Raw genomic sequence first — 17,744 nt, 5'->3', positions numbered from 1 at the left:
CACCCCGGCCCCCCACCAACCCCGCCGGCGGGGCTTGGGGCCGCGATAGGGGCGCAAAGCGCCCCCGGCAATCTTGAGGGATACGCCAATGGCAAAGCTGCGCAACCAACCCACCGCCTCACCCCCACCCACCCTGGGCGAAGGTTGCCTGGCCCGCTACGACCCCGAAGCCCTGGCCGAAACCGATGGCACCGACTTCCCCGGCGCCGCCGAACTCTGGCAAAAACTCAACCCGCCTGACGCCGCCAGCGCTCCAGCAACGGACGCGCCAGCAGGCACACGAACACCGGCCCACCCGCCAGCAAGTAAAAGTAGTAAGTAACCGCGCGCCATATCAGGATCGCCGCCGCGGCGGTCGAACTGCCCACCAGTGGCGTCAGCAGGCTGGCAGACGTCAGCTCGGCGGCACCCGCGCCCCCCGGCAGCAGGCTGAACTGCCCGGCACTGAGTGACAGCATCTGCACCAGGAAGCTGGGGATCCACGCCAAATTCACGCCCAGCCCGCGCAATACCAGGTACAAGACGCTGTAGCGCAAGCTCCAGTGCGCACAGGTCAAGGTAAACACCATTGCCAGCGTGCGTTTGGGCAGGCGCCAGGTTTGCGCCAGCGCCTCGATGAAATGCAGCACCTTGCGCGCCCATCGCCGTTGGCGCTGCCGGCCCACGCCCAGGCGCTGCAGCAGCCTGCCATTTACGCGCATTACCGTGCGTCGATAGCGCATCAGCCCGATTACCCCGGCCAGCGCTGTGCACAGCAGCAATGCGCTGCCCAGCAGCATGCTTTCCTGGCTGCGCCCCAGGCTGTGGAACAAGGCGTAGCCGGCAATCGCCAGCATGGCGCAGAAGAAGAACAGCAGGTCGTTGAGCTGGTCCATGGCGAACACGGCGCCACTGCGCGCCGGGCCGATGCGTTCACGCGCAAGCAGGGCCATGAGGGTCAACGGCCCGCCGCTGCCGCCAGGCGTGGTGCAAATGGCGAATTCGGTGGCCATCACCACGCCCAGGCTACGCATGCGCCCAAGCCTTTCACCTTGCTGGCCGAGCAGCAGGCGCAGGCGGATGGCATTGATCACCCAGCACAGCAGGATCATGCCCAACAGTGTCAGCATCAGGCCGGGCTCGAAGCCTTGCAGCCTGGGCAGCAGCTCGCTGCCACCCAGCAGGGTGGGTACCAGCACCGCGCCGAGCAGTGCCAGGCCAAGCCAGGCCAGGCGGTTCATGCGCTGGCCTGGCGGTCCAGCCAGGCCGACTTGGTCAGTGGCTCACGGCCTTGTGCCAGCAGGGTGCGCAAGGTGTTCAGCCAGTACTCGCGGGAGGTGCGATGGCGCATGTCCACCGGGTGCAGGCCCAGGCGCAGGGTCTCGGCGTTGTGCCAGCGCCGGCATTGCCAGTCGCACAGCACCCGCGACAGGCCACGGCGCCAGGCACTGCGGGCGCTCCATACCAGCCCCGGGGCTTTGATGGCGGTAAATTCCGGCAGGCGGTACAGGTGCTGCGGCGTACTGGTGTAGCGCAGCGGCAGGCTGCGCAGGGCCTGGCGGGTGCCTTCGCTCATCAACCAGGCCGGCGCGACGAAGCCAGCCACCGGCCAACCTTGCTGGTCGAACAGCGCCAGGCCGTGCTCCAGGCGCTGCAACGCCTGTTGCTGGTCGAGGCCGAAGAACTCGCCTTCATGGGTGTAGATGCGGCGCATGAAGTATTCGCCGGGCGTGCGTGGTGGGGGGCCATTGTCGGCATGGTAGTAACCGTGCAGGGCCAGCTCGTCGCCCTGGGCCAGGCGCCGTTCCAGCAGGCGGCAGAAAGTCGGTGAGCGCAGCAGCGGGTTGCGCTGGTGAAAGTCCGGTACCACCAGCCAGGTCATGGGTACGCCGCCGATAGCGTCGACAGCCTGGACAAAGGGCTGGTAGTCGGGCCAGGTCTCGGGCGCGACATCATGCAGCACCAGCATCAGGCTGCGCGATGGCGGCAGTGGCTCAAGCATGGGCGCGTACCTGTGGCTGGTGGCCAAGCACGGCCTGGTAGTGCTGCAGCAGGCCGTTGACCACGTTGTCCCACGAGTAGTGCTGCTCCACATGGCGGCGGGCTTGCGCGCCGAGTTTGCGGGTACCGGCCTCGAACGCCTCGCGCACGGCCGCTGCCATGGCGCGGCCATCGTTGGGCGTACACAGGCGGCCGCACTGTTCGTTGATGATTTCGCCAAAGGCACCGGCGCGTACTGCTACCACCGGTGTGGCGCTGGCCATGGCTTCGAGAATGACCAGGCCGAAGGTTTCCTGGTCGCCCGCGTGCACCAGCAGGTCGGCGCTGGCCATGAAGCGGGCGACTTCCGCGGCCGGGCAGAAGTGGTCGATCACACTGACGTTGTTCGGCACGTTGGCCGGCATGTTCGAGCCCACCAGCAACAAATGGTAGGGGTGGCCAAGCTGCTGCATGCAGTCGAGCAGCACCGGCAGGTTCTTTTCCCGCGAGCCACGGCCGGCATAGATCAGCAGGCGGCTGGTATCGGCAATACCCAGTTCGGCGCGCAGGCGCGGATCGCGCCGTTCGGGGTTGAAGGTGGCCAGGTCTACGCCAAGGCGCTGTACGTGCACGTCACGCACACCCAGGCGGCGCAGCTTGTCGGCCATGACCTGGCTGGGGGCCAGCACCCGGTCGAAATTGCCGTACAGCTTGCTGACATAGGCCTCTACATTCGGCGTAAACCAGTTGCCCATGCGGTTGCTGACCAGTAACGGCAGGTCGGAATGGTAGAAACCGATGACCGGCACGTCGAGCTGGCGCCGCGCCTCCAGCGCCGCCCAAGCCGTCAGGTAGGGGTCGCCGACTTCGATCAGGTCGGGCTTGAGCGCGCGCAGCGTCTTGCACCAGGGGGCCAGGCGTACCGGAAAGCGATAGCCCTTGCCGAACGGCAAGGGTGGCGCCGGTACCTGATAGATGCCATCGGCACCTTGGGCGCTGGCACCGGGAACCAACAGGCTGTGGCGTACCCCCTGGATAGCTTCGAGACGGTGATGTTTGGCATCAAGATAGGTACGTACGCCACCGCTGGCCGGGGCGTAGAACATGGTGATGTCGGCGATGTGCACGATCAGCATCCCTCCGGGATCGTCTTCGGGTGTGTCATCAAGCGGTAACGTGCCGGCGATGACGCGCCTAAAGGTTGACCTTTCAGAAGAATAGTTTGTTCGATCGGGGTTGGGTGGGGGGTAAGGCTGGAGAGGGGGGCTGGCTTCTTCACGGGTGTACCCGCTCCCACAGGGGTAGCACACAACCCTGTAGGAGCGGGTTCACCCGCGAAGCAGGCGACTCGACCTGACGGTCAGATACGGAAACTGCCCACCAGCTGCTTCAGGCGGCCAGCCTGCTGTTCCAGGTCGGAGCACGCCCGCAGGGTGGCCTGCAGGTTTTCCACGCCTTCCTGGTTGAGCATGTTGATCTCGTTGATGTCCATGTTGATTGCCTCGACCACGGCGGTCTGCTCCTCCGTGGCGGTGGCCACCGACTGGTTCATGCCGTCGATCTCGCCAATGCGCACGGTCACGCTGTCCAGGCGTTCGCCAGCCTGGTTGGCGATCTGCACGCTGTCCTGGCTGTGACGCTGGCTCTGGTCCATGGTTTCGACCGAATCACGGGCACCCACTTGCAGCTCTTCGATCATGGTCTGCACCTGCTGCGCCGATTCCTGGGTGCGGTGCGCCAGGTTGCGCACTTCATCGGCAACCACGGCAAAACCACGCCCGGCTTCACCGGCGCGGGCCGCTTCGATGGCGGCGTTCAGCGCCAGCAGGTTGGTCTGCTGGGAAATGCTGGTGATCACTTCAAGGATCTGGCCGATGTTCACGGTCTTGCTGTTCAGGGTTTCGATGTGCGCGCTAGAGGTGACGATCAGGTCCGACAGGCGGTTCATCGCGGCAATGTTGCGCTCGACCACTTGCTGGCCTTCTTCGGCCAGCAGGCGTGCGGAACTGGCGTGCTGCGAAGCCTGGGCGGCGTTACCGGCAATTTCCTGGGCGGCGGCGCCCAGTTCGTTGATGGCGGCGGCCACGCTGTTGGTGCGGTTGGACTGCTCGTCGGAGTTGGTCATCGACGAGTTCGAGGCGCTGATCACCCGCAAGGCTACTTCGTTGACTTGCTCGGTGGCCGAGGACACTTCGCGGATGCTGCCATGGATGCGCTCGACGAAGCGGTTGAAGGCGTTGCCGAGGATGCCGAATTCGTCGTGGTTGTGGATGCGCAGGCGCTTGGTCAGGTCGCCTTCACCTTCGGCGATATCTTCCATGGCACGGGTCATGGTGTGCAGCGGCTGCATCAGTACGCGGATCAGCAGGCCAAGCAGGCCGATGATGATCACCACCGCCACGACCGTGGCGATCACCGCCGAGGTGCGGAAGGTGCTGAGCATCGAGAAGGCTTTGTCCTTGTCTACCGACAGGCCGATGTACCAGTTGGCCGAGGGCAGGCCGGTGATCGGGGTGAAGGTCAGCAAACGGGCCTGGCCATCGCTCTGCACTTCGGTCAGCTCGCTGGAAAGCTTCGGGGTGTGTTGCGGGAACAGGTCCGACAGCGATTTCATCACCAGGTCTTTGTCCGGGTGCACCAGGATCTTGCCCTGGTCGTTGACCAGGAAGGCGTAGCCCATGCCACCGAAGTTCAGCGAGTTGATGATTTGCACCAGGCCGTCCAGTGCCAGGTCGCCGCCAACCACGCCCACACTGCTGGAGACCTTGCTGAGGATACCGATGACCATCTTGTTGGTGGTCATGTCGATGTAGGGCTCGGTCAGGGTTGCCCCGCTGGCATTCATGCCATCTCTGTACCAGGGGCGGGTGCGCGGGTCATAGCCGTCGGGCATTTTCGAGTCTGGGCGCACGCTGAAGCCGCCATCGACCTTGCCCAGGTAGACGGTGAGGAAACTGGAGATCAGCGCATTCTGGCCCATCAGGGTTTCAGCGTTGGCTGGGCTCTGGGCAATGTTCTGCGCCAGGTTTTCCACCAGTTTGATACGCCCTTCGAACAGGTTGCGGATGTTGGTCGAAGTGGAGGTGCCCATTTCAGCCAGATAGTTTTCCAGGTCCTCGCGGATCGCATTACGCTGGAGGTAATCGTTGTAGAGGGTGAAAAGGCTGAAGGCGAGTATCACGATCAGTGAAGCCGCCAAAAGAATCTTGTGGCTGAAACGAAGGCTTTTGTTCATGGCGTAATCGGTTCCGCTAAGGTTTTATATCAGGCGTTCGCACGAGTGGAGCCGCAAAGGCAGTGCAACCTCCCGAAAAGTCCCTTTTCGGTTGTTCCTCTCTATTAAGGCGAATATCACCCAAAGGTATCGGCCGAATTAAGCTAAAGCTTGAGCAGAGGATTAAAGAGATGTCGGAAAATTCGACCATCGTTGTAGGAGCAGGCCCCGATGGCCAGCCCGTCGGGCAAGCCATGCGGCTGGCCAACCGCCATGGCCTGGTGGCCGGGGCAACAGGGACTGGCAAGACCGTCACCCTGCAGCGCCTGGCGGAGGTGTTCAGTGACGCCGGGGTGGCAGTGTTCGCCGCCGATGTCAAAGGGGACCTTTGCGGCCTGGGCGCTGCCGGTGCGCCGCAGGGCAAGGTGGCCGAGCGCATCGCCGGCATGCCGTGGCTGGGGCATACGCCGCGGGCCTACCCGGTAAGCGTGTGGGATATCGCCGGGCAGTCTGGCCACCCGCTGCGCACCACCCTGAGTGAGATGGGGCCGTTACTGCTGGGCAACTTGCTGGAACTCACCGACAGCCAGCAGGCGGCGCTGTATGCCGCGTTCAAGGTGGCTGACCGTGAAGGCTTGTTGTTGCTCGACCTCAAGGACCTCAAGGCGCTGCTCGCGCACCTGAAGGACAACCCGCAACTGCTCGGTGAAGACAGTGCGCTGATGACCACGGCATCCACCCAGGCCTTGCTCCGGCGGCTGGCGACGCTGGAGCAACAGGGCGCCGAGGCGCTGTTCGGCGAGCCGGCATTGCAGCTGGAGGACCTGCTGCGCCCGGACCCGGATGGCCGCGGCCGGATCCACCTGCTCGATGCCAGCCGGCTGGTGCATGAAGCACCCAAGGTGTACGCCACCTTCCTGTTGTGGCTGCTGGCCGAGTTGTTCGAGCAGTTGCCTGAGCGCGGCGATGCTGACAAGCCAGTGCTGGCGTTGTTTTTCGATGAGGGGCACCTGCTGTTCAACGGTACGCCCAAGGCGCTGCAGGACCGCCTGGAGCAAGTAGTGCGGCTGATCCGCTCCAAGGGGGTTGGGGTGTACTTCGTTACCCAGTCGCCTGGCGACTTGCCGGATGCGGTGTTGGCCCAGCTGGGTTTGCGCATTCAGCACGGCTTGCGGGCGTTTACTGCCAAGGAGCAGAAGTCGCTGCGGGCAGTGGCCGATGGTTTTCGCCCCAACCCGGCATTCGACACCCTGGCGGTGCTGACCGAACTCGGGATTGGCGAGGCACTGGTGGGTACGCTGGAAGAGAAGGGCACGCCGGCCATGGTCCAGCGCGTGCTGGTGGCGCCGCCGCAGTCGCGTATCGGGCCGTTGAATGCTGCTGAGCGCAGTGCGCTGATTGCTGCTTCGCCGTTGGCCGGGCGCTATGACAAGCCGGTGGACCGTGAGTCGGCCTATGAAATGCTGACCCAGCGCAAAGGCGAGGCGGTGGAGCCGGCGCCGCAACCGAAGGCGGATGAAGAGAGTTTTGCCGACAAGGCCGGTGATTTCTTGCAGAGTGCGGCGGGGCAGGCGATCAAATCGGCGGTGCGCCAGGCAGCCAACCAGTTGGGGCGGCAGTTGGTGCGGGGGTTGATGGGGTCGTTGCTGGGGGGCAAGAAAAGGTAGTCTTCCTGTGCCGACCATTTCGCGGGTAAACCCGCTCCCACAGGATCCCCGCTGCCCCCAAGACCTGTGCGATCCCTGTGGGAGCGGGTTTACCCGCGAAGAGGCCGGCACATGAAAATGCCCATGAAAAAAGCGCCCGAAGGCGCCTTTTTCAGGGGGGTGTCACTCAGCCAATGGCTTTGGACGCCAGCCAGAACAGGCCGGCCGCCAGGCCCATCGAGGCTGGCAGGGTCAGCACCCAGGCCATCAGGATGGTCTTGACGGTGCCGCCTTGCAGGCCACTTTTGTTGGCGACCATGGTGCCGGCAACGCCGGACGACAGCACGTGGGTGGTCGATACCGGCAAGGCGAACACGTTAGCCAGGCCGATGGCGCAGGCTGCGGTGATTTGCGCCGACATGCCCTGGGCATAGGTCATGCCCTGCTTGCCGATCTTCTCGCCAACGGTCAGCACCACACGCTTCCAGCCCACCATGGTGCCCAGGCCCAGGGCCAGGGCGACGGCCACGATCACCCAGAACGGGGCGTATTCAGTGGTGGCGGTCAGGTCTTTGCGCAGTTTTTCCAGGTCGGCCTTTTCACGGGCGTCCAGGCCTGGCAGCTTGCCCACCTTCTTCGCCGTGTCATCCAGGCACAGCAGGTAGCGGCGTACTTCAACGCGCTTGTCGGCGTCCAGGCTGTGGTAGTCGGTCACGCCTTGCAGCGAGGATTGCAGGGCGGCGATGGTCGGCTCGGTCTGCTGCGGGTTGCAGCTGAACTGCTCCGGCAGGTCGCTGGCCTTGGCCTTGCCCAGTGCCAGGAACTCGCCCAGGGTGGCGGCGTTGCGCTGGTAGAACTGGCTCATGTGCAGGGTGGCGTCGCGGGTGCGCTCGATCTGGTAGGTGGTGCTGTTCAGGTCGAGGACGAACTTGGCCGGGACGATGCCGATCAGCACCAGCATGATCAGGCCGATGCCTTTCTGGCCGTCGTTGGAACCGTGCACGAAGCTTACGCCCATGGCCGATACGACCAGTACCATGCGGTTCCAGAATGGCGGGTGCTTCTTGTCGTCAAGCTTGCGGCGCTGGTCAGGGGTTTTGTGCATCTTCGACAGCGGGCGCCACCATTTCAGGCCGATCAGGACCAGGGCGGCAACAGCGAAGCCAGCAATTGGCGAGACCACCAGCGACATGGCGATGTCGATCGCCTTCTGCCAGTTGACACCGTCGCCCAGCGGGATGTCGTTGATCAGCGCGTTGGCCAGGCCGACACCCAGAATGGAGCCGATCAGCGTGTGCGAGCTGGACGCGGGAATACCGAAGTACCAGGTGCCAAGGTTCCAGGTGATGGCCGCGGCCAGCAACGAGAAGACCATGGCCAGGCCGTGCCCTGTGTTCACATTGATCAGCAGTTCTACCGGCAACAGGTGAACGATGGCATAGGCCACCCCGACACCGCCGAGCAAAACGCCAAGGAAGTTGAACACGCCGGAGAAGAACACGGCGAGGTGCGGTGGCATGGCTTTGGTATAGATGACGGTAGCTACCGCGTTTGCGGTGTCATGAAAGCCATTGATGAACTCGAAGGCGAGTACGAAGGTCAAGGCGAGCAGCAGGCTCACCAACACCCAGGCATCCAGTCCGCTGAATAAATCGATCATGAAGGTTGTCTGGCGGTCTTAGGGGGGCGGGATTATGCCAGAAAACCTTTGCAATCGATGCACCTGCGACAGACCGATGGCAATCTTCATGGCGTAGGTGTGACTTGCATCAAGACGCATCGACGCAGGTAAATGTCGGCTAAAAAGCACAAAAGCCAGTGAAATCAGGCATAAAAGCCGACTTCAAGCCGTTTCGCTAGCGTTCAAACGGTCGTATGAAATTTGTGAAATTCCATTTCACCTTCGGCCTGGCGGTAAAGATCGACCGCGCCCGGGCGGGCCGGGCGACGACGCGCTGGCGTGGCCCTGTGGGTCAGGGCGTGTCGCTGCGCAGTTCCTTTTCCATCCGTTCCAGCTCCTGGCTGAACGATTGGTCGCGCACGCTGGCACGTTTGCGCCAAGGTTTGCGTTCCGGATCCGGTTGGGCGGCATAAGTGGTGACTTCGCCACCGTAAACATCCTTGTAACGTTCAGCCTGGCGCTCGAGTTCTGCGCGCAGTTCATCTTTCGTCACATGCAGTACCTGAATGAAGTGTAATGACTAATGTTAGGTGCTGTGCAGTATGCACAGGCTTTGCCGGCCGCAACGGTTTGATACAGCAGAAGGTTCCGTTGCCGAGGTAACGTCGGGGCCAGTGCAATCGATTATAGCAACCGATAATTCGCCGAACAGGGTTATTTACCCAACCCTGACATCATCTGACGCAAGTTGTGGAATGTGCCCATAAACAGTTTCGGCCTTTCGCACAAGTTTGAAAGGCCAGGCGGATAAAAGTTCGCAGCAATGTCGAGGGCGGAGCGGGAATGAAAAACGGCCCCGCCGAAAGGCGAGGCCGTTGCCTGGGGACTTCTACGGTGGGTACCTGACCAGTCTCTCCAAAGAAGCCACAAGTGGCAGGAGAAAGGTATAAGCAAAAGTGTCGGCGGTCAATTGCGATTATCGGCCGTTTGTTCGATAATCGCACGAACCGGCGTTTTTTTTGAGGTGTGCGATGAGTGACGAAACCCAGGGCAACGATTCCGCCAACCCGGAGGCGGCACGGCCTGCTTCGGCTGCCATGGCGCCGCCAATCGTGGCTTCCCCGGCCAAGCGCATTCAGGCCTTCACCGGCGACCCGGACTTCATGACCTCCCTGGCCCGTGGCCTGGCAGTGATCCAGGCTTTCCAGGAGCGCAAGCGCCACCTGACCATCGCCCAGATCAGCCACCGCACGGAAATACCCCGCGCTGCGGTGCGCCGGTGCCTGCACACGCTGATCAAGCTGGGCTATGCCACCACGGACGGGCGTACCTATTCGCTGCTGCCCAAGGTGCTGACGCTGGGGCATGCCTACCTGTCATCGACGCCACTGGCGATTTCGGCCCAGCCTTACCTGGACCGCATCAGCGACCAGCTGCACGAGGCTGCCAACATGGCGACCCTTGAAGGTGATGACATCCTTTATATAGCCCGTTCGGCCACGGTGGAGCGGTTGATCTCGGTCGACCTGTCGGTGGGCGGGCGCCTGCCGGCCTATTGCACGTCGATGGGGCGTATTCTGCTGGCAGCCATGGACGACACCAGCTTGCGTGAGTACCTGGACCGTGCCGATCTGAAAGCGCGCACCAGTCGTACGCTGAATGACGCCGAGTCGTTGTTTGCCTGCATCCAGCAAGTGCGTGCCCAAGGCTGGTGCGTGGTGGACCAGGAGCTGGAGCAGGGGCTGCGCTCGATTGCGGTGCCGGTGTATGACGCTTCGGGGCAGGTACTGGCGGCGCTGAACGTGAGTACCCACGTTGGGCGGGTGACGCGCAGCGAACTGGAGCAGCGCTTTTTGCCGATTCTGCTGGCAGCCAGCAGGGACCTTTGCCATCAGTTGTTTGGTTGAGATTCCCGCGGCCGCAGGTTCGAATGTTACGCAGTACCTGTGGGAGCGGCCTTGTGTCGCGATTGGGGCGCACAGCGCCCCCATTCAGATATTGAACAGGCGAAACCGTTTCCTGTGCGATAAACGCACAGTGTCGCTCCCGTTGAATTGCGTCACCAGCGCCCGCTGATTAATGTCTCTCGCAACGGTCGGCTGTGCCGACCGAACAAGAAAAACATAAGAGGCACTTACCATGCATACTGTCCCTTCGCTGCCGCGGCCGCACCCGCACGCAGTCCAGTTGTATCCAGGCTGACACAGGCCATATCCCCAATCATTGCCAACTTGTACCGGTAAACCGTGTGCAGTGGCCTGGCTGTGCCCCACATTCTGGATAACAACAATGAACCAAGCGCAATCCAACGTCGGCAAAAGCCTCGACGTTCAGTCGTTCATCAATCAGCAGCCGTTGTCCCGCTATCAGTGGCGGGTCGTGCTGTTGTGCTTCCTGATCGTCTTCCTCGACGGCCTGGACACTGCCGCCATGGGCTTCATCGCCCCAGCCCTGTCGCAGGAGTGGGGTATCGACCGCGCCAGCCTTGGCCCGGTAATGAGTGCCGCGTTGATCGGCATGGTATTCGGCGCCCTGGGCTCCGGGCCGCTGGCCGACCGCTTTGGCCGCAAGGGCGTGCTGGTGGGGGCGGTACTGGTGTTCGGCGGCTTTAGCCTGGCCTCGGCCTATGCCACCAACGTCGACCAGTTGCTGGTACTGCGTTTCCTGACCGGTCTGGGCCTTGGCGCCGGCATGCCCAATGCCACCACGCTGCTGTCCGAGTACACCCCAGAGCGCCTCAAGTCGTTGCTGGTAACCAGCATGTTCTGCGGCTTCAACCTGGGCATGGCCGGTGGTGGCTTCATTTCCGCCAAAATGATCCCTGCCTACGGCTGGCACAGCCTGCTGGTAGTGGGTGGCGTGCTACCGCTGTTGCTGGCATTGGTGCTGATGGTCTGGCTGCCGGAGTCGGCACGCTTCCTGGTGGTACGCAACCGTGGCACCGACAAGATTCGCAAGACCCTCTCGCCGATTGCGCCGCAGGTGGTGGCCGAGGCAGGCAGCTTCAGCGTGCCGGAACAAAAGGCCGTGGCCGCCCGCAACGTGTTCGCTGTGATCTTCTCGGGCACCTATGGCCTGGGCACGGTGCTGCTGTGGCTGACCTACTTCATGGGGCTGGTGATCGTCTACCTGCTGACCAGCTGGCTGCCAACCCTGATGCGCGACAGTGGCGCGAGCATGGAGCAGGCCGCCTTCATCGGCGCGTTGTTCCAGTTTGGTGGTGTGCTGAGTGCGGTTTTTGTGGGTTGGGCCATGGACCGCTTCAACCCGCACAAGGTCATCGGCATTTTCTACCTGCTGGCCGGGGCGTTCGCCTACGCCGTGGGGCAAAGCCTGGGCAACATCACCGTGCTGGCTACGCTGGTACTGGTCGCCGGCATGTGCGTGAACGGCGCGCAGTCGGCAATGCCATCGCTGGCGGCACGCTTCTACCCGACCCAGGGCCGTGCCACGGGTGTATCGTGGATGCTGGGCATCGGCCGCTTTGGTGCGATTCTCGGGGCCTGGAGTGGCGCGACGCTGCTGGGCCTGGGCTGGAACTTCGAGCAAGTGCTGACGGCGCTGCTGGTGCCGGCAGCGCTGGCAACCGTAGGGGTGATCGTCAAGGGGCTGGTGAGCCACGCTGACGCGACCTGAACAGCGGGGGGCACTTTGCGGCCCCAGTCTGGAGATAGGTAGGGGAGCAACAAATAGTTCGATAATCGCACATAGAGTCGATTATCGGATTGTAAGCCCCCCACCACTCTCCTTAATCTGAGCTCACTGAAGCACCCTGACCAGGAGCCTCCAAATGCCACGAGCAGACCACTACCGAACCCACTGAATTCGAGCTGTCCGCCCTGCGTGACCTCGAAGCCCGTACCGCCGCGGCCTATGGCCGGCTGGCAGGAGAAGCCTGATGCGAGACGTATTCATCTGTGACGCCATCCGTACCCCGATCGGCCGCTTTGGCGGTGCCTTGGCCGGTGTGCGGGCCGACGACCTGGCCGCTGTGCCGCTGAAAGCGCTGATCGAGCGCAACCCCGGCGTGCAATGGGACCAGGTTGACGAGGTGTTCTTCGGCTGCGCCAACCAGGCCGGTGAAGACAACCGCAACGTGGCACGCATGGCGCTGCTGCTGGCGGGCCTGCCAGAGAGCATCCCGGGCGTTACCCTGAACCGCCTGTGCGCCTCGGGCATGGATGCCATCGGCACCGCCTTCCGCGCTATCGCCAGCGGTGAAATGGAGCTGGCGATTGCCGGCGGCGTCGAGTCGATGTCGCGTGCGCCGTTCGTCATGGGCAAGGCCGAAAGCGGCTATTCGCGCAACATGAAGCTGGAAGACACCACCATCGGCTGGCGTTTCATCAACCCGCTGATGAAGAGCCAGTACGGCGTGGATTCCATGCCGGAAACCGCCGACAACGTGGCTGACGACTACCAGGTTTCGCGCGCTGACCAGGACGCCTTCGCCCTGCGCAGCCAGCAGAAGGCCGCTGCTGCACAGGCCGCCGGCTTCTTCGCCGAAGAAATCGTGCCGGTGCGTATTGCCCACAAGAAGGGCGAGATCATCGTCGAGTGTGACGAGCACCTGCGCCCGGAAACCACCCTCGAAGCGCTGACCAAACTCAAACCGGTCAACGGCCCGGACAAGACCGTCACTGCCGGCAACGCCTCGGGCGTGAACGACGGTGCCGCTGCGTTGATCCTGGCCTCGGCCGAAGCGGTGAAGAAACACGGCCTGACCCCGCGTGCCCGCGTGCTGGGCATGGCCAGCGGCGGCGTTGCACCACGGGTGATGGGTATTGGCCCGGTGCCGGCGGTGCGCAAGCTGACCGAGCGCCTGGGTGTGGCGGTCAACGATTTTGACGTGATCGAGCTTAACGAAGCCTTCGCCAGCCAAGGTCTGGCAGTGCTGCGTGAGCTGGGTGTGGCCGACGATGCGCCGCAGGTGAACCCGAATGGCGGCGCTATCGCCCTGGGCCACCCGCTGGGCATGAGCGGTGCGCGTCTGGTACTGACGGCGCTGCACCAACTGGAGAAGAGCGGTGGGCGTAAGGGCCTGGCGACCATGTGTGTGGGCGTTGGGCAAGGTTTGGCGTTGGCCATCGAGCGGGTTTGACCTGTACCGGCCTCTTCGCGGGTGAACCCGCTCCCACAGGGGGAACCACGCCTCCCGTTGTGGGAGCGGGTTTACCCGCGAAGAGGCCGGCCCGGTTAGACACAAGGCCAATTGCCAGCCTGATAGCGGAACGAGTGTGTTACCAGGTATGTCTAGACGTACCTAGTACCCTCCAGGAGTAAAACCGTCATGACCTCAACCTATTACACCGGCGAAGAGCGCAGTAAACGCATCTTCGCTATCGTTGGTGCCTCTTCGGGCAACCTGGTGGAATGGTTCGACTTCTACGTCTACGCCTTCTGCGCCATCTACTTCGCCCCGGCCTTCTTCCCCTCCGACGACCCTACCGTGCAGTTGTTGAACACGGCGGGTGTGTTCGCCGCAGGCTTCCTGATGCGCCCCATTGGTGGCTGGATCTTCGGCCGCCTCGCTGACCGCCATGGCCGCAAGAACTCCCTGATGATCTCGGTGCTGATGATGTGCTTCGGCTCGCTGATGATCGCCTGCCTGCCCACCTACGCCAGCATCGGCACCTGGGCCCCGGCGCTGCTGTTGCTGGCGCGCCTGATCCAGGGCCTGTCGGTGGGCGGCGAGTACGGCACCACTGCTACGTACATGAGTGAAGTGGCCTTGCGTGGCCAGCGCGGCTTCTTTGCCTCGTTCCAGTACGTGACCCTGATCGGTGGTCAGTTGCTGGCGGTACTGGTGGTCGTGATCTTGCAGCAACTGCTGACCGAAGATGAACTGCGCGCCTGGGGCTGGCGTATTCCGTTCGTGGTCGGTGCCATCGCCGCGCTGATCTCGCTGATGCTGCGCCGCTCGCTGCACGAGACCAGCAGCGCCGAAACCCGCAACGACAAGGACGCCGGCTCCATCGGTGGCCTGTTCCGCAACCACACTGCCGCGTTCATCACGGTACTGGGGTACACCGCAGGCGGCTCGCTGATCTTCTACACCTTCACCACCTACATGCAGAAATACCTGGTCAACACTGCCGGCATGACGGCGAAGAACGCCAGCTACGTGATGACCGGTGCGCTGTTCCTGTTCATGGTGTTGCAGCCGTTCTTCGGCATGCTGTCCGATCGCATTGGCCGGCGTAATTCGATGCTGCTGTTCGGCGCCCTGGGCACGCTGTTCACCGTGCCGCTGCTGATGGCGCTGAAAACCGTGACCAGCCCGTTCATGGCCTTCGTGCTGATTACCCTGGCACTGTGCATCGTCAGTTTCTACACCTCGATCAGCGGCCTGGTGAAGGCCGAAATGTTCCCGCCGCAGGTGCGTGCGCTGGGTGTGGGCCTGGCCTATGCAGTCGCCAACGCGGCCTTCGGCGGTTCTGCCGAGTACGTGGCCCTGGGGTTGAAGACCATGGGCATGGAAAATACCTTCTACTGGTACGTGACCGCGATGATGGCGATTGCCTTCCTGTTCAGCCTGCGCCTGCCGAAACAGGCGGAGTACCTGCACCATGACCACTAAGGACGCTGCATGAGCAACCAACTGTTCGACGCCTACTTCACCGCGCCGGCCATGCGCGAGATTTTCTCCGACCGTGGCCGCCTGCAGGGCATGCTTGATTTCGAGGCGGCGCTGGCCCGTGCCGAAGCCGCTGCCGGGCTGGTCCCGCACAGCGCCGTGGCGGCCATCGAAGCGGCATGCCAGGCCGAGCGCTATGACATTGCCGCGTTGGCCAATGCCATCGCCACTGCCGGCAACTCGGCAATCCCGCTGGTGAAGGCGTTGGGCAAGGTGATCGCCACTGGCGTGCCGGAGGCCGAGCGTTACGTGCACCTGGGCGCCACCAGCCAGGACGCCATGGACACTGGCTTGGTGCTGCAGTTGCGCGATGCCCTCGAGCTGATCGAAGCCGACCTTGGCAGGCTGGCCGAGACCTTGTCGCAGCAGGCCTTGAAGCATGCCGATACACCGTTGGTGGGCCGCACCTGGTTGCAGCACGCGACCCCAGTGACCTTGGGCATGAAGCTGGCCGGGGTGCTGGGCGCCTTGACCCGCCACCGCCAGCGCCTGCAGGAATTGCGCCCGCGTTTGCTGGTGCTGCAGTTCGGCGGCGCCTCGGGCAGCCTGGCGGCCCTGGGCAGCAAGGCGATGCCGGTGGCCGAGGCGCTGGCCGAGCAACTCAAGTTGACCCTGCCTGAACAACCTTGGCACACCCAGCGCGACCGCCTGGTGGAGTTTGCATCGGTGCTGGGCCTGGTGGCCGGCAGCCTGGGCAAGTTCGGGCGCGATGTCAGCCTGTTGATGCAAACCGAGGCGGGGGAGGTGTTCGAGCCTTCCGCGCCGGGCAAGGGCGGCTCTTCGACCATGCCGCACAAGCGTAACCCGGTGGGCGCTGCCGTACTGATCGGTGCCGCCACCCGCGTGCCGGGCCTGGTATCGACACTGTTCAGCGCCATGCCCCAGGAACATGAACGTAGCCTGGGCCTGTGGCATGCCGAGTGGGAAACCCTGCCGGAAATCTGCTGCCTGGTCTCCGGTGCCCTGCGCCAGGCCCAGGTGATTGCCGAGGGGATGGAGGTGGACGCCGCGCGCATGCGCCGCAACCTCGACCTGACCCAAGGGCTGGTGCTGGCCGAGGCTGTGAGCATTGTCCTCGCCCAGCGCCTGGGCCGTGACCGCGCCCACCACCTGCTGGAACAATGCTGCCAGCGTGCGGTGGCCGAGCAGCGTCACCTGCGTGCCGTGCTGGGGGACGAACCGCAGGTCAGTGCCGAGTTGTCTGCTGAAGAACTCGATCGCCTGCTCGACCCCGCCCATTACCTGGGCCAGGCCCGCGTCTGGGTGGCGCGGGCCGTATCCGATCATCAACGTTTCACTGCCTGAAGGAGACCGCTGTGGCGCATTTGCAACTGGCCGATGGCGTTTTGAACTACCAAATCGATGGCCCGGAAAACGCCCCGGTGCTGGTGCTGTCCAACTCGCTGGGTACGGACCTTGGCATGTGGGACACCCAGATGCCGCTGTGGACCCAGCACTTCCGGGTGCTGCGCTACGACACCCGTGGCCACGGTGCATCGCTGGTCACTGAGGGCCCGTACAGCATCGACCAACTGGGCCGCGACGTGCTGGCCCTGCTCGATGGCCTGGACATCCAGAAGGCCCACTTCGTCGGCCTGTCGATGGGGGGCCTGATCGGCCAGTGGCTGGGCATCAACGCCGGCGACCGCCTGCACAGCCTGACCCTGTGCAACACCGCCGCCAAGATCGCCAACGACGAGGTGTGGAACACCCGTATCGACACCGTGCTCAAGGGTGGCCAGCAGGCCATGGTCGACCTGCGCGATGCCTCGATCGCCCGCTGGTTCACCCCGGGCTTTGCCCAGGCCCACGCAGAGCAGGCGCAACGCATCTGCCAGATGCTGGCGCAAACCAGCCCGCAGGGCTATGCCGGTAACTGCGCCGCAGTGCGTGATGCCGACTACCGTGAGCAGCTGGGCCGTATCCAGGTGCCGGCGCTGATTGTGGCGGGTACCGAGGACGTGGTCACTACCCCGGAGCATGGCCGCTTCATGCAGGCCGGTATTGCCGGTGCCGAATACGTCGACTTCCCGGCGGCGCACCTGTCCAACGTCGAGATTGGCGAGGCGTTCAGCCGCCGCGTGCTCGACTTCCTGCTGGCCCACTGAGGACACCGCCATGGACGAGAAACAACGTTACGAGGCCGGCATGCAAGTGCGCCGCGCGGTGCTTGGCGATGCCCACGTAGACCGCAGCCTGGAGAAGCTCAACGACTTCAACGGCGAGTTCCAGGAAATGATCACCCGCCACGCCTGGGGTGATATCTGGACCCGCCCTGGCCTGCCACGCCACACCCGCAGCCTGATCACCATCGCCATGCTGATCGGCATGAACCGCAACGACGAGTTGAAGCTGCACCTGCGTGCGGCGGCCAACAACGGCGTGACCCGCGACGAGATCAAGGAAGTGCTGATGCAAAGCGCGATCTATTGCGGCATTCCGGCGGCCAATGCCACCTTCCACATGGCGGAGTCGGTGTGGGATGAGTTGGGTGTAGAGTCGCGTAGTTAACCGTTACGCGGTCCCCTGTAGGAGCGGCCTTGTGTCGCGATCGGGCCGCATAGCGGCCCCAGGGTTTTCAGCTTCGCAGCAGACATTGTCGGGGGGGGGGGGGGGGCGGGGGGGGGCCCCCCCCCCCCCCCCCCCCCCCCGCGGCGCCCCCCCGCC

Annotated in this window: 13 protein-coding genes and 3 pseudogenes; 9 read left to right on the top strand and 7 right to left on the bottom strand. The window is 63.6% G+C overall.

Features of this window, described 5'->3' with window-relative positions; all coding sequences use genetic code 11:
• Positions 1–227: 227 nt before the first annotated feature.
• The 5 genes and pseudogenes from IAE39_RS25545 to IAE39_RS30210 all read right to left on the bottom strand — a co-directional run.
• Entirely contained in the window at positions 228–1,220 is a 993-nt protein-coding gene (locus IAE39_RS25545) for a lysylphosphatidylglycerol synthase transmembrane domain-containing protein (RefSeq protein ID WP_201207275.1), read from the bottom strand.
• The gene (locus tag IAE39_RS25540; RefSeq protein ID WP_201207274.1) at positions 1,217–1,981 is read right to left on the bottom strand and encodes a DUF2334 domain-containing protein; all 765 of its coding nucleotides are present in this window, start codon (positions 1,979–1,981) and stop codon (positions 1,217–1,219) included. The genes IAE39_RS25545 and IAE39_RS25540 overlap by 4 nt, the downstream gene beginning before the upstream one ends.
• Positions 1,974–3,095, bottom strand: a complete 1,122-nt coding sequence (locus IAE39_RS25535; RefSeq protein ID WP_201207273.1) for a glycosyltransferase family 4 protein — start codon at positions 3,093–3,095, stop codon at positions 1,974–1,976. The genes IAE39_RS25540 and IAE39_RS25535 overlap by 8 nt, the downstream gene beginning before the upstream one ends.
• Before the next feature lie 224 nt (positions 3,096–3,319).
• A pseudogene (locus IAE39_RS30215) lies at positions 3,320–3,916 on the bottom strand (methyl-accepting chemotaxis protein); the annotation flags it as partial.
• Positions 3,917–4,177: 261 nt separating this feature from the next.
• Positions 4,178–5,194 (bottom strand): annotated as a pseudogene (locus IAE39_RS30210) (cache domain-containing protein); the annotation flags it as partial.
• A 170-nt stretch (positions 5,195–5,364) separates the two neighbouring features.
• Between IAE39_RS30210 and IAE39_RS25525 the strand changes: the two are divergent.
• Entirely contained in the window at positions 5,365–6,840 is a 1,476-nt protein-coding gene (locus IAE39_RS25525; protein ID WP_201207271.1) for a helicase HerA-like domain-containing protein, read from the top strand.
• Between the two features lie 166 nt (positions 6,841–7,006).
• Here the strand turns inward: IAE39_RS25525 and IAE39_RS25520 are convergent, their stop codons facing one another.
• Both IAE39_RS25520 and IAE39_RS25515 read right to left on the bottom strand, forming a co-directional pair.
• Positions 7,007–8,479: an inorganic phosphate transporter gene (locus IAE39_RS25520; protein WP_201207270.1), complete on the bottom strand. Its 1,473-nt coding sequence runs from the start codon at positions 8,477–8,479 to the stop codon at positions 7,007–7,009.
• Between the two features lie 313 nt (positions 8,480–8,792).
• Positions 8,793–8,993, bottom strand: coding sequence for a hypothetical protein (locus tag IAE39_RS25515; RefSeq protein WP_201207269.1), 201 nt, complete (start codon positions 8,991–8,993; stop codon positions 8,793–8,795).
• Between the two features lie 478 nt (positions 8,994–9,471).
• On the opposite strand from IAE39_RS25515, the gene pcaR reads away from it, so the two are divergent.
• From pcaR to pcaC, 8 genes and pseudogenes are all read left to right on the top strand, one after another.
• Positions 9,472–10,347 (top strand): pca regulon transcriptional regulator PcaR, encoded by an 876-nt coding sequence (gene pcaR, locus IAE39_RS25510; RefSeq protein WP_201207268.1) that lies wholly within the window; start codon positions 9,472–9,474, stop codon positions 10,345–10,347.
• Positions 10,348–10,729: 382 nt separating this feature from the next.
• Complete coding sequence (locus IAE39_RS25505) at positions 10,730–12,076, top strand: MFS transporter (RefSeq protein ID WP_201207267.1); 1,347 nt, start codon at positions 10,730–10,732, stop codon at positions 12,074–12,076.
• A gap of 167 nt (positions 12,077–12,243) precedes the next feature.
• Positions 12,244–12,339: pseudogene (locus IAE39_RS25500) on the top strand (CoA-transferase subunit beta); the annotation flags it as partial.
• Positions 12,336–13,541 (top strand): 3-oxoadipyl-CoA thiolase, encoded by a 1,206-nt coding sequence (gene pcaF, locus IAE39_RS25495; RefSeq protein ID WP_201207276.1) that lies wholly within the window; start codon positions 12,336–12,338, stop codon positions 13,539–13,541. The pseudogene IAE39_RS25500 and the gene pcaF, both read left to right, overlap by 4 nt.
• 189 nt (positions 13,542–13,730) lie before the next feature.
• The gene (locus IAE39_RS25490) at positions 13,731–15,020 is read left to right on the top strand and encodes an MFS family transporter (protein WP_201207266.1); all 1,290 of its coding nucleotides are present in this window, start codon (positions 13,731–13,733) and stop codon (positions 15,018–15,020) included.
• A 9-nt stretch (positions 15,021–15,029) separates the two neighbouring features.
• Positions 15,030–16,382 carry a 3-carboxy-cis,cis-muconate cycloisomerase gene (locus IAE39_RS25485; RefSeq protein WP_201207265.1) on the top strand — a complete coding sequence of 451 codons (1,353 nt, stop codon included), beginning with the start codon at positions 15,030–15,032 and terminating at the stop codon, positions 16,380–16,382.
• A gap of 11 nt (positions 16,383–16,393) precedes the next feature.
• Positions 16,394–17,185 carry a 3-oxoadipate enol-lactonase gene (gene pcaD / locus IAE39_RS25480; RefSeq protein ID WP_201207264.1) on the top strand — a complete coding sequence of 264 codons (792 nt, stop codon included), beginning with the start codon at positions 16,394–16,396 and terminating at the stop codon, positions 17,183–17,185.
• A 10-nt stretch (positions 17,186–17,195) separates the two neighbouring features.
• On the top strand, positions 17,196–17,588 hold the full coding sequence (pcaC, locus tag IAE39_RS25475; protein ID WP_172232362.1) for a 4-carboxymuconolactone decarboxylase: 393 nt from the start codon (positions 17,196–17,198) through the stop codon (positions 17,586–17,588).
• The last annotated feature ends 156 nt before the right edge of the window (positions 17,589–17,744 follow it).

Source organism: Pseudomonas sp. S37 (assembly GCF_016658545.1).
Taxonomy (GTDB): Bacteria; Pseudomonadota; Gammaproteobacteria; order Pseudomonadales; family Pseudomonadaceae; genus Aquipseudomonas.
The sequence above is the reverse complement of the archived record's forward strand: the minus strand, read 5'-3'. Positions and strand labels throughout refer to the sequence as shown.